This is a genomic window from Paenibacillus sp. p3-SID867, from assembly GCF_025142895.1.
Lineage (GTDB): Bacteria > Bacillota > Bacilli > Paenibacillales > Paenibacillaceae > Paenibacillus_AQ.
In genome coordinates, this window is record NZ_JAMBDM010000001.1 from 233,026 (window position 1) to 247,684 (window position 14,659).

Here is a 14,659-nt window from a genome sequence, read left to right on the forward strand (position 1 = left end):
AACCGGACGAAAACAACAACCCGGAACCGTTCATTGCAGCATCATCTCGACCGTTACAAGCAAGCCTCACGCTCATTTTCGGAGAAAGTATCCATCGGCGAGAATTCGGTGATCCGCTACAATACTTATCGGCATGCCAAAAATCCCCTGCCGGGTCTGCTTAGACCTTGCAGGGGATTTTCATGCGCCTAATGCTCCTGAATCAATGAGGGACAAAGACTAGCTGCAGTACGAACAGCACCGCAAAAATATACATCAACGGGTGAACCGCCTTCCACTTGCCCTTGACGATTTTCATCAGTGGGTAAGAAATAAAACCGAGCGCGATCCCGGTCGCGATGCTGGACGTAAGCGGCATGGTCAGGATGACGAGAAACGCGGGGAACGCTTCATCAAAATCATTCCACCGGATGTGCTGAACGCTGCTCAGCATCAGGCAGCCCACTACGATGAGCGAAGGTGCCGTAATGGCGGATAACCCGGCAACCGCGCCGATCAGCGGACTGAAAAAGGCGGCTACCACGAATAATGCGGCAACGACGACCGCCGTCAATCCAGTCCGACCGCCTGCGCCAACGCCGGCTGCAGATTCAACATAAGCGGTGGTGGGGCTTGTACCGACCATGGATCCGGCCACGGTTGCCACCGAATCGGAGAACATGGCACGTTCTGCACGAGGCAGCTTGTTGTCCTTCATCAGCCCCGCCTGCTCCGCCACGCCAACTACCGTACCTGTGGTATCGAACAGCGTCACCAGGAGGAACGAGAACACAACGGCATAGAGCCCATGCCTGATCACATCCGAGGCAGCGGTAATCGGGTTCCATACCAAGATGCCTTCCGGCAGCGCAGGTACTGACATAATCCCGCTCGTAAAGGAAAGCATATCGGCAAAATAAGCAATAATCCCGGTGATAATCATACCGATAAACAAGGCACCTTTCACATCACGGGCCAGCAGCACAAGCGTAACCGCAAGTCCTACCAAGGCCAGTACAACCGATGGCTGGTGCAGATCGCCGAGCGCTACCAGATTGTCCGGATGCGCTGTAATGATGCCGCTCATCCGCAAACCGATAAAAGCAATAAACAGGCCGATACCGACCGTGATCGCATGCTTCAAATTCGACGGGATCATCTCAATGAGCCTGCGCCGCAGGGAAGTCATCGATAACACCAGAAACAGAATACCGGCTATAAATACCGCCGAGAAAGCTTCAATATACCCAAGTCCGGCATGTCCCTGAACAACGGAATAGGTGAAGTAGGCATTCAAGCCCATCCCCGGCGCCACAGCGATCGGGTAGCGGGCTACAAGCCCCATCAGCAGTGTACCAATCACAGCGGCAATAATCGTAGCCGTGAAGCTCTGCTCAAAGGGCACACCTGCTTGCGATAGTATCAGCGGATTCACAACGGTCACATACGCCATCGTGAAAAACGTCGTGGCCCCGGCAACAACTTCTGTCTTAACCGAGGTACCGTTAGCTTTCAAATCAAACACGAAAAATCCTCCATTCATGATGCTCAGTCTGGCAATGAGCCAGACCCTTTTGGTAAGTTAGGCAATATTTGATATACTCAAACACAACTCTCTACGTAGCAAATTCGTTCTGAACTCATTAAAAATCTTAATTAGACAATCTATTCAAATCTTAAGCGACAGCAAATAACAGGAGGCTTGAAACGATGTGCGGACGCTTTACACTCACGGTCACTTGGGAAGAACTGATGACCAGATATCTCATCGATCCCGAATCGGTATCTCCTTTTCACATTCCCCGGTACAACATCGCTCCAACGCAGATGGTCACGGCGATTATTAACGACGGCAGCACCAACCGAATCGGTCAGCTGCAGTGGGGGCTTGTCCCATCCTGGGCCAAGGATTCCTCGGCCGGAGCCAAAATGATCAATGCGCGCAGTGAAACGCTGGAAGACAAGCCTGCCTATAGGATGCCCTTTTATCGGAAAAGATGCCTGATTCCTGCAGACGGCTTTTACGAATGGCAAAAAAACGACAATGGCAAGCAGCCCTTTCGCATCGGCTTGAGGAACGGTGAAATATTCAGCATGGCCGGTCTGTATGATACCTGGATCACCCCGAGCGGAGATAAGCTCAGCACCTGCACCGTCATCACCACCTCACCCAATCAACTCATGGAGCCGATCCATAACCGGATGCCTGTCATTCTGAGACCCGCAGACGAAGCACTATGGCTTGAACGACAGACGTCTTCTCATTCCAATGATAGCAGCCCTTCCTTCCTGCAATCCCTCAAAGAGCTTCTGAAGCCTTACCCCGCGGAGGAAATGCAGGCCGTTCCGGTCAGCACCACCGTGAACTCCGTTAAAAATGACACGGAGGATTGCATCCGCTCCATTACGGGCAGCTAAATCTTTCGGAAAGGTTCGGGATTCCTCTTCAATTTCCGCTTTTTCTGCTATCGATTGGAACATAAATCAAAAACTCCATTTGCGGAAGAACGTCAGGAACGTTTTATCCCTGCATATCCCAAATCAAAAGCCCCTGCTCATAAGGAGAAAACACTCCCGAGAGGGGCTTCTTCTATGCAAAGTCAATCCTTGATGTCATCCAATTGTTATCGAAACATCCCCCACAGCTTGATCAAATGGAAGGTGTTGTTCGGATCGATGCGCTGTGCAAGCACGAATTGAACCATTTGCTGCTCCTGCGTGGAGCTCAGCTTTTCATTCAAGATGCCGCTGGCAGTCCGGATCAATTGATGGACTTTTGCGCTATTTTGAAGATCTGCCTTGGTCAACCCCTGAGTCAGCCCTTTAATTCTTTCCTTGACCGCCGGGTTTTTCATTTTTAGCTTGATTCGTTCTACCAGCTGCGGACTAATCCCGTACTGCTGATAACTCAATGTTGAAGCACCTCCAGTCATAAATGCTGCTACCTTTTTTGAGTATATGACGAAGGTCTGTCCATTGTGCCAACAGATTCATGTTATTAATCCATGATCTCGCCCTGAAAGATCTTCTCCTGCTGCAAAAAGTCGCGCAATGGCTCATATTCAGGAGACGTCCAGAAGGAACTGTCGCTGACCAGAGCCGCTGCATCGCCCCTGGCCTCCTCCACTACTTTGAAGTCGGCGACCATGTCGGCCAGCCGGAACTCCGGCAGTCCGCTCTGCTTCGTACCGAAAAAATCGCCAGGTCCCCGAAGCTCCAAATCCCTCCGGGATACCTCGAAGCCATCCTCGGTTTCGGTCATAACCTGCATCCGCTCCTGACCCACTTCCGATTTCGGATCGGCCACAAGTACGCAATACGATGCATGCTGCCCACGGCCAACGCGGCCCCGAAGCTGGTGCAGCTGGGACAGACCGAAGCGATCGGCATCCATAATGATCATCAAGGTTGCGTTCGGCACATCGACGCCAACCTCAACGACCGTCGTGGAAATCAACAGCTGGACCTCATTGCTGTAGAATTGGCGCATGACTTCATCCTTCTCCGCAGGCGTCATACGGCCGTGAAGCAGGCCCACAGCATATGCAGGAAAGGCCTGCTGCATCTGGACATGCAAATCGATCGCATTCTGAACGTCCAGCTTGTCCGATTCTTCAATCAAAGGAGCAATCAGATATGCCTGACGTCCTTGATTTACTTCCCGGGAAATAAATCCGAGCACACGGTCCATGAGTTCATGTTTGACCCAATAGGTCGTAATGGGAATACGACCTTTCGGGCGCTCTGACAGCGTGGATACATCCATATCGCCAAAGGCGGTAATGGCCAGCGTCCGTGGAATCGGCGTCGCCGTCATCGTGAGCACATCCGGGTTATAGCCTTTACGGCGAAGTACGCTTCGCTGATTCACGCCAAAACGATGCTGCTCGTCCGTTACGACGAGTCCCAGCTCCCGGAAGTACACATCATCCTGGATGAGCGCATGGGTGCCCACGACAACGTCCGTCAACCCCATCTGTAAGGAAGCCAACAGGTCTTTACGCTTCTTCCCCGTTACGCTGCCCGTCAGCAGGCCGACGTTAATGCCAAATGGCTCAAACAGCTTCTGCAGGGAACGCATATGCTGTTCGGCAAGAATCTCCGTCGGCACCATCAAGGCTCCTTGAAAGCCCGAGCGCACCGTTGTGAACAGAGCGATGGCGGCAACAATCGTTTTTCCCGAACCGACGTCCCCTTGAAGCAAGCGGTTCATGCAGTAAGGGGAACGCATATCATGCAAAATCTCCAGCTCCACCTTCTTCTGCGCATCGGTAAGCTCAAACGGGAAGCTGCGCACGAACTCGCGGATCGTTGCATTGTCAGCCGTATGTACAACACCGTCCATCCGACTCCGGTTTAGCGCGCGGAACGCCTGCATTTTCAATTGGAACAAGAAGAGCTCCTCGTACACCATCCGGCGCCGCCCTTCTTGACCTTCCCGGGAGTCAACGGGCTGATGGATCGTCATAATCGCCGCTTTACGCGGCATCAGATCATATTTCCTGAGCAGGGATTGCGGCAAAATCTCGGGAATCATCTCCCCGTATTGTTCCAATGCCTGTCCCATCGTTTTTCGGATCCAGGATTGCGTGATCTTCCCGCCGATGGAATACACCGGCTGCAGCGTTCCGCTGCGAAAGGCTCCCTTATCCGGGAACTCGGATTCGGACACCGTAAGCTGCATTCTGCGCTGATCCCACTTGCCCGTCAGCACGATCTCCCGGCCGGCCGTAAGCTGGTCTTTCAGAAAATGCCGGTTAAACCAGGTTGCGGTGAACATCCAGTTTTCAGCGAGCATTTTGCAGGTGAGACGGGATTTACGCCCGTAGCGCTGCAGTACCGGCACGCTCGCGATCTTGGCTTGAATGGTAATTTTGTCCCCGTCCTTGACTTCACTCAGGGAACGGAGCCGGTAATCCTCATACCGGAAGGGGTAATACTCCAAAAGATCCTTGACCGTAGAGACGCCAAAGGCGTGAAGCTCCCCCTCTTTCAGGGCGCTCACGCCGTTGATCTGTCTGACGGATATTTGATCGAGTTTGAGACTCATATCATCTACCTCACTTAAGCAGGCCATATATATGCTGCAATGGTTCCCGGTCCAACGTGCGTGCCGATAACCGGACCGATCTCGGAATACACCGTTTCCTCGATTGTAAACACAGCGGACAGCTGCTGCAGAAAATCCTCAACCTGAGCAGGGTCAGCTGTATGACCCACAGCCACTTTAATATTTTTCACACCGGATAGATCCTGTTGAAACAGCTCAATGATTTTGGCCGTCGCTTTCTTGCGACCACGGACCTTGTCTACCGGAAAGATAATCCCTTCGCCGTCAATGGACAGGATCGGCTTAATGTTAAGCAGGGTGCCAAGCACGGCCGAAGCCTTGCCAATTCGCCCACCCTTCTGCAAATACTCCAGCGTGTCTACCAGGAAGTAGAGACGGCGCTTGGAGCGAAGATCCTCAAGCGACGAAATAATATCTGGAACAGCCGCACCTTCTTGTGCGAGCTTCGCTGCATGAACCACGAATAGTCCGAAACCGTAGGACGCCGATTTGGAATCCCATACGGTGATATCCGCTTCTCCTTCGATTAGAGAGGTTGCAAGCAATGCGGACTGATACGTTCCACTCAAGCCGGATGAGATGTGAATGGACACAATGGAGCAGCCGGGGTGCTGTTCGAGAATGGACTCATACACAGCTACAAAATCTGCGGGTGAAGGCTGGGAGGTCGTTGGAAGCTGGGGCGATTGCACCAGCTTTTTGTAGAACTCTCCCGGCGTAATTTCGACTCCGTCCAAATACGTATCTTCCCCGAACATAAGTCTCAGCGGCACAATATGAATGTTGTGTTGCTTCGCCAGGTCTGCCGGAATATCCGCTGTGCTGTCTGTCACAATAACGGTCTTATTCACCGGAACCCCTCCTAAAATGTACCTTGCATAATGTCAAAGCGTTGTTTATCAAGACTCAACGGAGAACAGATAGGAATAGATCGGCTGTCCGCCGTAGTGTACCTCAACCTCTGCGTTAGGGTACTGCTCGCCGAGCCACTCCGTGAGTGCGTTGGTCGATTCTTCGCTTGCGTCCGCCCCGGTAAGCAGAGTCACGATTTCATCGCCGGACTCCAGCATTTTACCCAGCAAATCCTGGGAGGTCGTAATCAAATCCTCGTTCGCTGCAACGATATTGGAATTGCGAATGCCGATGAATTGACCGGCCTTGATCTCCAGATCATCAATCGTTGTGTCCCGAACAGCATAGGTTACCTGACCTGATTGCACACGAGTGATCGCATCCAGCATGTTGTCGGTATTCATATCCGCATTCTCATCTTCCTGGAAAGCAAATGCAGCCGCGATCCCTTGCGGAATCGTCTTGCTCGGAATGACCGTTACGCTGCGCTCGCCTTCGAGAAGCTCTCTCGCCTGCTGGGCAGCCAGCACGATGTTGGAGTTGTTCGGCAGAATGTAAATCTGCTGAGCCGAGATCGAAGAAATCGCATTGACAAAATCCTCGGTGCTCGGGTTCATCGTCTGTCCTCCGGAGAGAACGACGTCAACGCCCAGACTTTTGAATATGTCAGAGATGCCTTCCCCTGACGATACTGCAATGAACCCGTACGGTGCGATCTCGTCTGCCGGAGGAACAGCCGGAGCTTCCGGTGTTACGGTCTCTGCCGGAATATCCGCAAACAACTCGGGCATCGGTGCGATGTCCATTCCCGTTGTCAGCAAATCACGGTGCTGCTCGCGCATATTCAATATATGAATCTGGGTGATTTCTCCATACAGTAGTGCCAGGTTCAACACTTCGCCCGGAGCCTTGGAATGCACATGAACTTTGATGGTCTCGTCATCGGCGATAACAATGATGGAATCACCATTCACTGCAAGCGCTTTCCGGAACTTATCTTCATCAAAGTCTGCACCCGTTCCTTCCCCGAGCTGCCTATTAATAAAGAATTCCATGTCATATAAAAATTCAATGTCCTCTGTGGACAGTCTGGACTGGGCTGAGGCCGGAGCTTGAACCGCCGAGAAATCAGGAACCGCTTGGAAGGCCGGTGCCTTGCTGCTCTGTTCAGCTTGTCCTTCCGCAACAGCAAACGATCCGGACGGAGCGTCTTTTCTTAGCACCTGCAAGAAACCTTCATAAATGTAAACCAGGCCCTGGCCACCCGAATCCACAACGCCAACCTGCTTCAGAACAGGGAGCATATCAGGCGTCTGGGACAGTGTTTCTTTGGCTTTGGCCAACACCTGCTCCATCAATTCCACGATATCGTTGTTGCGGCGGGAGAAATAGACCGCATGCTTGGCCGCTTCTTTAGCTACGGTAAGGATGGTGCCTTCAACAGGCTTCACGACAGCTTTATACGCAGCTTCTACGCCTGTCTGCAGTGCTGCGGCGAATTGATGAGAATTTAGTTCTGTATAAGGTGCCGCATATCGGCTGAAACCGCGGAACAGCTGGGACAGAATAACCCCCGAGTTCCCTCTGGCTCCCATCAGAAGCCCCTTGGATAGCACACCGGCACTATGCCCGACGGACTCCGAGTACTTACTCTTCAGTTCTGCCACACCTGCAGTCATCGTCAAATTCATGTTGGTCCCCGTATCGCCGTCCGGCACCGGGAACACATTCAGGGAATTGACGTGTTCTGCGTGCTGCTGCAGCTGCTCCGCTCCGGCTAGGACCATCGCGGTAAATTCTGTTCCATTCAAAGAACGCTTACTCAATGAGAATTCCCCTTCCTGGCTTGATACCCATAACACTTCTTGTCGTAAATTTCATATCTATTTCATAGCTTATAGCTGACGAAATGCCCAAGCAGTAAATAAAAGACTTATCATGATTAATGGATCATAAATCTATGATGGGCTATCCTCTCGTCCTCTACGCTTTGCGGCGGTTCCCAAGCTTCTTGAGAGCCATGCCGACCAGCCCACGAACTATTTCTTCGGAAATATTATGGACTAATCAACATTGTACTATAATGGCAAAGAGAAATAAATGTTTTTAGGACAGTTGACGGAGCAATTTTTACTGTGATATTATATTTAAGTATTGTTTCATGCAGGGTTAGGAACAAGGAGGTGTAATGAATGGCTCGCAAATGTTATGTAACTGGCAAGAAACCAAGCAGTGGTAACCATGTTTCTCACGCTAACAATCACAACAAGCGTTCTTGGGGTGTCAACGTTCAAAAGGTTCGCATTTTGGTGGATGGCAAGCCAAAACGTGTATACGTCAGCACTCGCGCTTTGAAATCCGGTAAAGTGACTCGCGTATAATCATCTTGTGTTATATGAAGAAAAACTTCTTAATCTCCAGGCACCATTTGTGGGCGATCCGGGACAAGGAAGTTTTTCTTGCGTTTAGATACATATTCTCCTTCTAAACAAAAAGCACCCTGAGCAGTTAGCAGGTGCTTTTTTTATTTAGATATAAGAAAGATGAAAGAGCACAACTTCCGCTTTCTTATATCGCAAGAAAAACTTCCGGTCGAACGCGGTCTGTCCTCGATAAGTACGTCGCTAGACACTCTTCTTTTGATATAAGAAAGCGAAGGAGAACTATCGCGCATTTTGGCTTTCTTATACCGCAAGAAAAACCTCCGCATGCAGCTGCGGTATGTCCTCCATGCGCTCTATCGGAGTGTTCTTGCCTCTTTCCCCAGAACCGGCTAGGCGGCGTCAGTCCCAGGCGGAGGTTTTGTTACGCCGGGACAAGCTGTCAGCTCTTGTGAAACGTATTTAAGATGGCCTTCACAAAACCTCCCAAAAACTTCGGCAGCTTGAACGTATAGAATTTCATGTCTCACCCTCCCCATCATTCTCATGCCTTCCTAGATTATGTTATGCACCAAGCCCATAGATGTGAACACAGACAAAAAAGGCTACATGAGAACCCAGCTCATGTAACCATATTTATGCGGGAAACCCGCGCCCTATGCATCCCGTTGTTCACGTTCTGGTCAAGATGTTACGCTGTCGCGGATTTTTGCAATGGCTGCCGCGCGATCCGGTTTGCCGAATACGGCGCTGCCCGCAACCAGGACATCCGCTCCCGCTTCCACCACAAGCGGCGCTGTCTCCGCTGTAATGCCGCCATCCACTTCAATATGGATGTTCGGGTTGTCGGAGTTTGAAATCCATTCACGCAGCTGCGAGATCTTGTTTATGGTCCGCTCGATGAAAGCCTGTCCGCCAAATCCCGGGTTCACGGTCATTACCAGCACCAAGTCCAAGTCGGGGAGCACTTCCTGAAGGACATGGGCCGGCGTAGCCGGATTGATCGCGACGCCGGCCTTCACGCCAAACTCTTTGATCAGATGGATGACCCGATGAAGATGCGGGCAGGTCTCGGCATGAACGGTGATCAGGTCGGCTCCAGCCTTGACGAAGTCCGCAATATACAGCTCCGGCTGTTCAATCATCAGATGCACGTCAAGCGTCAGGCTCGTATGAGGTCTGATGGCTTGGACGATCGGCGGGCCCAGCGTAATATTAGGTACAAAGTGTCCGTCCATGACGTCCACATGAATCCAATCGGCTCCGCCGGCCTGGGCTTCCTTAATTTCCTGTCCCAGCTTCGCAAAATCCGCTGATAATATGGATGGGGCAATTTTTATCATCATTCAGTACCTCCGTTTCTTCTCTTTCATCTCCGTATAAAACTCCACATAATGCTCATAACGGCTAGCCAGGATGATTCCATCCTCTTTGGCTTGGAGCACCCGGCAGCCCGGCTCATGCAGATGACTGCAGCCTCTGAATTTGCATTCGGCAGCATAAGGAGCAAATTCTCTGAAACAGGTCGATAACTCCTCGACACCCAGCTCCAGAAAATCCAGTTGGCTAAAACCGGGGGTATCGGCGACATACCCCCCGTTATCAAGCTCAATCAACTCTACATGGCGTGTCGTATGCCGACCGCGGCCAAGCCGCAGGCTGATTTCGCTCGTCTCCAGCGAGAGGCCAGGCATTAATGCATTCAGCAGGGACGATTTCCCGACACCGGATTGACCGGAGAAGACACTGATTCGGCCGGCCAGCCGTTTCTTCACCTCTTCGGTTCCGATCCCTTGCAGAGAGCTGGTAATCAACACTTCGTAACCAATCTCTTCATACTGACGCTTCACCTGCTCCAGCACATCGTCGGAGGCGTCCACAAGATCCTGCTTTGTCAGACAGATCAATGCCTCAAGGCCCTCATGCTCTATATGTACCAGAAACTTGTCCAGCAGATGCAGGCTCAGATCCGGTTCTTTGACCGAAAACAACAGCACCGCCAAGTCGACGTTTGCGACAGGCGGGCGAATTAATTGGGAAGACCGTGGAAGAATTTCGTCCACGGTCCCTTCCCCATTTTCAGTCAATGAGTACATAACGTGATCTCCAACGAGCGGAGAGATGCCTTTCTTTTTGAAAATGCCGCGGGCTCTGCATTGAACCGCTGGGTCCTCCCCGGATATAATGTTGCCATCCTGCATGGGTTTGACATAATAATATCCGCTTAGTGCCTTCACGATCAGTCCCTCTAGCATATAATAGGCCTCACCTTTCTTGTTGAAATTTAGTATTCTCACGACTTGTTTCTAATCGTTGTCGTTGCCTTTGCCACGGCCCTTGCCGTTTCCTTCGCTGCCGTTATCCCAGTGATAAGCCGCATCATCTTCCTCGTTCGAACCGTCCTCGCCATTTCCTTCATCCGGATTAGTGTCCACCGGCACATCAGGTTCAACAGGCGGTTGTTCAAAGGTCGGCTGCGGCACGGTGCCGTTCTTGACGTCGCTGTAACTTACGCTGTACGTATCCACCTGGCGACCGTCACGGAAGATCATGACCGTTGCATGCTTGTCGGGAGCCAGCAGCAGCTTGACAGGTACCATTTCCGAGGTCGTAATGGTCTTGTTCACGGCTTCCTGGTTTTCTCCCAGCGCGTCCGTGAAGACAACCCGTATTTTGCTTTCTTGGCCTTCCACGCTTGGTGAGACCGGTACACTGTAATTATACTCAAGCGCATCCGAAGGATAGCCTGAGCTGACGAACAGCGTGATTTTGGAGCCTGGAGGAACCTGTTCATTGGCCTCATGCGGCCACTGCTCTACTACGATGCCCTTCTTCACTTCATAACTGGATCTCTCTTTGATTGCCTCTACCGTAAAACCATTGGACTCCAATATATTGACGGCATTCTCCTGCTCTAGGCCAACCACGCCAGGCATAGGAACAAAATTCTTGCCCTCGCTTACCGTTACGTTGATTACTTCCGTTTCCGGATCGATTTTTGTTGCGGCTTCTGGACTTTGTTTAAAGATCTTGCCTTGAGGAACTTCATCATTTTTTTCGGACGATCGTTTAATGGAGGTTTCCTTAACGCCAATTTTTTTTAACGCAGCAACAGCCTCATCAAACGTCATCCCATTAAGGTCCGGCATTTCCGGAAGCGGCTTCGCATCCCCAACCGACAATTGAACCGGAGACCCCTTCTTCAGCATGGTCTCAGCTTCCTTGTCCTGGGCAAACACGATGCCTTCGTCCACATTCGGTTTATATTCACGAATGACTTCCTCATTCACCGTCAAGCCTTTGGCCTCAAGCTCGCGGATCGCATCCTCCTCCGTCATGCCTACAACTGGCGGCACCTTAACCTCCGGTACCTCAAGCATATTGCTCACATACATGACAACACCATACATAAGGCCGAGGAACAAGAGCACCGAACCGATGATGATGGTCGGCTTGACCCATTTTTTCTTCGGTTTGCCGGTCGGCTTTGCCTCAAACTCCTCGTCATCCGAGTCGTCGTCATCGTCATGATGGTGCTGACTGCTGCGCTGCATCGTTTTGAGCGCCGGCATGACCAGGGTAGAATCGGCATCGTCCTCAAACTCCATCTTCGGTTCGTTCAGTCGCATCGGCATCAAACACGTCTCAAGATCGTCCATCATCTCTTCCGCGGACTGATAACGCTCCTCCGGGTTTTTGCGCATGGACTTCAGGATGATGTTCTCCACGCTTTGAGGAATAAGCGGGTTCACTTCTCTAGGCTCATCAAATTCCTCCTGGAGATGCTTGAGAGCAACACTAATCGGGCTCTCGCCCAGAAAAGGAAGACGGGCCGTGAGCATTTGATATAACACAATACCAAGGGAGTATAAATCCGATTTCTCGCCCGTAACGACGCCCTTGGCGTGCTCCGGCGAGAAATAATGCACAGAGCCCACAACGGAGCCTGTCTGCGTAATGGTTGTCGACGTGACCGCCCTGGCAATGCCAAAGTCCGTTACTTTGACCCTCCCATTACGGCCAATCAGAATATTATGCGGTTTAATATCCCGGTGAATGATCTGGTTATGATGAGCGTGTCCCAGCGCATCGCAAATCTGGGTAGCAATCCGCACAGCTTCTTCCACCTGCAGCGGTGCCCGTTCTTTTATGATTTCATTCAAGTTCTGGCCTTCGATATATTCCATGACGATATAATGCACATCTTCCTCTTGGCCCACATCATAGATGCTGACCACGTTGGAATGCGACAACGAAGCCGCTGATTGTGCCTCACGCCGGAAACGGCGGATAAATTCCTCGTCGTGCACAAACTGCTGGCGCAGCACTTTGATCGCTACATTCCGGTTCAGCAAAATATCCTGAGCCTTGTAGACCAGCGCCATGCCACCGCCACCGATGCGTTCAATAATTTTATAACGACCAGCCAATTCATGTCCGATCATGAATCCCACCCCTTTATACGTTGCCCGACAACTTCTTCTTGATGTTCAAACATTGCCACCGTGATGTTGTCCTCACCGCCAGCAAGAAGTGCCAGTTGAAGCAGGCGATCCGCTCTTTCTTCCAGAGGAAGGTCAAGTGAACCGGAAATTTGTCCGATCAGCTCGCGGCTGACCCGGTTGCTGAGCCCGTCGCTGCAGAGCAGCAGCACTTCGCCTTCTCCGATCGTAACCGGTGTAAGCTCAACCGTCACATCCACATCCGTTCCAAGTGCCCGGCTTAATACGTTTTTCCGGGGATGGGTTTCCAGTTGATCTTCCGTAATCTGACCACTCTTAAAAAGCTCATTAACCAATGTGTGATCATCTGTGAGTCGAATCACTTGTCCGGGAACGACTTTGTAAGCCCTGCTGTCCCCGATATGTCCGATATAACCTTCGGAACCTCGCAGCAGCACCGCTACAATCGTCGTGCCCATATTGTGAAGCCGCTCATCAGCCGAGGCTTCCCGATAGATAACTGCATTGGCATGCAATATGGCATCACCAAGCGCAGCCCGAATACTTTCCATGGACATGTCCTCCTCCAAAGAGGACAAATCCTCGGCCACGGTATCTACCGCAAGCCTGCTGGCGGTGTCACCTGCAAGGTGACCTCCCATACCGTCAGCAACCACTCCCAAGGTATAGCCATGCTCCAGTGTGCTAACAAATACCGAATCTTCATTAACAGGACGGACGCGTCCCACATGGCTTACATGAACCGTCTTGATCAAATCTTCTCACCTCAACTCCATATGCTTGGCCCGCAGCTGACCGCAAGCGGCAGCGATATCATGGCCTTGTTCACGACGGATGGTCACATTGACCCCCTTGTCTGCTAACGCACGTTGAAATTTGAAAATATCGTTACGCGATGTGCGAACATATTTCCGTTCCGGCACATGGTTAACCGGAATCAGATTGACGAAGCAGTTCATATCCTTAATGACGTCCGCAAGCTCTTCGGCATGCTCAACCTGATCATTTACGCCGCCGATCAAGGCGTATTCAAACGTAATGCGGCGTCCGGTTTTTGCTTGATAATAACGAAGCGACTCAATCACGTCGTCAAATGGGAACCGACGGTTAACAGGCATTAGCTTGGAGCGCAGCTTATCGTTCGGTGCATGAATGGAGATGGCCAGATTAATCTGGGTATCCTCTTCCGTGAATTTATAGATGTTAGGCACAATGCCACTCGTCGAAACGGTAATGTGGCGCTGGCCGATATTCAATCCTTTTTCATGGATCATCGTGCGCAGGAACTTCATGGTCGCTTCATAATTCTCAAACGGTTCACCTGAGCCCATGATCACGATGCTGCTAACACGTTCTCCCGTCTTATCGAGAATCTTCTGCGCCTGGACCACTTGGGCAACAATCTCGCCGGAGGTCAGATTTCGCTTCAGGCCACCCAGTGTGGATGCGCAGAACGTACATCCGATACGGCAGCCAACCTGCGTTGTAACGCAGATGCTGTTGCCGTAATTGTGCCTCATGATGACGGTCTCGATTGCATGGTCATCATGCAGGCCGAATAGAAACTTGACCGTTCCGTCCTTCGACTCCAGCTTGGTGATTTCCGTCAAGGTAACGAAACTGAATTCCTGCTCCAGCTTGGCCCGAAGCTCCTTGGACAGATTCGTCATTTCCGCGAAGTCGTTCACCCGCTTCACGTACAGCCAGTCATAAATCTGGGTTCCCCGAAACGCGGGCTCCCCGTTCTCTTGAGCCCATGCTTGAAGCTCTTCCAGTGAATAATCATATATAAAAGGTTTCATTCTCACCACACCTGTCTAATTTAGAGGATGTCCAGCCAGTATTCTTCCGAACGCTCCCTATTACATTCATATGCATCTCTTTTTTCATTCTTCCTATTCTAACATAAATAA

At 51.2% G+C, this 14,659-nt stretch carries 13 protein-coding genes; 2 read left to right on the plus strand and 11 right to left on the minus strand.

Translation table 11 applies throughout. The features are described from left to right. Positions 1 to 202: 202 nt before the first annotated feature. On the minus strand, positions 203 to 1,504 hold the full coding sequence (locus M4D81_RS01145) for an NCS2 family permease (RefSeq protein WP_194541759.1): 1,302 nt from the start codon (positions 1,502 to 1,504) through the stop codon (positions 203 to 205). A gap of 185 nt (positions 1,505 to 1,689) precedes the next feature. Here M4D81_RS01145 and M4D81_RS01150 point away from each other — a divergent pair, with 185 nt between their 5' ends. Then, the gene (locus tag M4D81_RS01150) at positions 1,690 to 2,397 is read left to right on the plus strand and encodes an SOS response-associated peptidase (protein WP_260064146.1); all 708 of its coding nucleotides are present in this window, start codon (positions 1,690 to 1,692) and stop codon (positions 2,395 to 2,397) included. Between the two features lie 206 nt (positions 2,398 to 2,603). On the opposite strand, the gene M4D81_RS01155 is transcribed toward M4D81_RS01150, so the two are convergent. The 4 genes from M4D81_RS01155 to M4D81_RS01170 all read right to left on the minus strand — a co-directional run bounded on the left by M4D81_RS01155 (position 2,604) and on the right by M4D81_RS01170 (position 7,728). After that, the gene (locus tag M4D81_RS01155) at positions 2,604 to 2,891 is read right to left on the minus strand and encodes a stage VI sporulation protein F (protein ID WP_113057116.1); all 288 of its coding nucleotides are present in this window, start codon (positions 2,889 to 2,891) and stop codon (positions 2,604 to 2,606) included. A gap of 86 nt (positions 2,892 to 2,977) precedes the next feature. Continuing rightward, positions 2,978 to 5,029 carry an ATP-dependent DNA helicase RecG gene (gene recG / locus M4D81_RS01160; protein WP_260064148.1) on the minus strand — a complete coding sequence of 684 codons (2,052 nt, stop codon included), beginning with the start codon at positions 5,027 to 5,029 and terminating at the stop codon, positions 2,978 to 2,980. A 14-nt stretch (positions 5,030 to 5,043) separates the two neighbouring features. Beyond that, positions 5,044 to 5,901, minus strand: a complete 858-nt coding sequence (locus M4D81_RS01165) for a DegV family protein (RefSeq protein ID WP_216535135.1) — start codon at positions 5,899 to 5,901, stop codon at positions 5,044 to 5,046. Between the two features lie 48 nt (positions 5,902 to 5,949). Further along, complete coding sequence (locus M4D81_RS01170; RefSeq protein WP_071223706.1) at positions 5,950 to 7,728, minus strand: DAK2 domain-containing protein; 1,779 nt, start codon at positions 7,726 to 7,728, stop codon at positions 5,950 to 5,952. A gap of 366 nt (positions 7,729 to 8,094) precedes the next feature. Here M4D81_RS01170 and rpmB point away from each other — a divergent pair, with 366 nt between their 5' ends. Continuing rightward, a complete protein-coding gene (gene rpmB / locus M4D81_RS01175) occupies positions 8,095 to 8,283 on the plus strand; it encodes a 50S ribosomal protein L28 (RefSeq protein WP_006209230.1) in 189 nt (62 codons plus the stop codon). A 442-nt stretch (positions 8,284 to 8,725) separates the two neighbouring features. On the opposite strand, the gene spoVM is transcribed toward rpmB, so the two are convergent. From spoVM to rlmN, 6 genes are all read right to left on the minus strand, one after another. Further along, complete coding sequence (gene spoVM, locus M4D81_RS01180; protein ID WP_034273235.1) at positions 8,726 to 8,806, minus strand: stage V sporulation protein SpoVM; 81 nt, start codon at positions 8,804 to 8,806, stop codon at positions 8,726 to 8,728. Between the two features lie 160 nt (positions 8,807 to 8,966). Then, positions 8,967 to 9,626 carry a ribulose-phosphate 3-epimerase gene (gene rpe / locus M4D81_RS01185; RefSeq protein WP_260064441.1) on the minus strand — a complete coding sequence of 220 codons (660 nt, stop codon included), beginning with the start codon at positions 9,624 to 9,626 and terminating at the stop codon, positions 8,967 to 8,969. 3 nt (positions 9,627 to 9,629) lie between these two features. After that, positions 9,630 to 10,538 (minus strand): ribosome small subunit-dependent GTPase A, encoded by a 909-nt coding sequence (gene rsgA, locus M4D81_RS01190; protein ID WP_071223705.1) that lies wholly within the window; start codon positions 10,536 to 10,538, stop codon positions 9,630 to 9,632. Between the two features lie 51 nt (positions 10,539 to 10,589). After that, positions 10,590 to 12,728, minus strand: coding sequence for a Stk1 family PASTA domain-containing Ser/Thr kinase (pknB, locus tag M4D81_RS01195; protein WP_260064151.1), 2,139 nt, complete (start codon positions 12,726 to 12,728; stop codon positions 10,590 to 10,592). Further along, the gene (locus M4D81_RS01200; RefSeq protein ID WP_071223703.1) at positions 12,725 to 13,501 is read right to left on the minus strand and encodes a Stp1/IreP family PP2C-type Ser/Thr phosphatase; all 777 of its coding nucleotides are present in this window, start codon (positions 13,499 to 13,501) and stop codon (positions 12,725 to 12,727) included. Before M4D81_RS01200 ends, pknB begins: the two co-directional genes overlap by 4 nt. A gap of 6 nt (positions 13,502 to 13,507) precedes the next feature. Further along, positions 13,508 to 14,548 carry a dual-specificity RNA methyltransferase RlmN gene (rlmN, locus tag M4D81_RS01205; RefSeq protein ID WP_009592630.1) on the minus strand — a complete coding sequence of 347 codons (1,041 nt, stop codon included), beginning with the start codon at positions 14,546 to 14,548 and terminating at the stop codon, positions 13,508 to 13,510. Positions 14,549 to 14,659 lie beyond the last annotated feature (111 nt).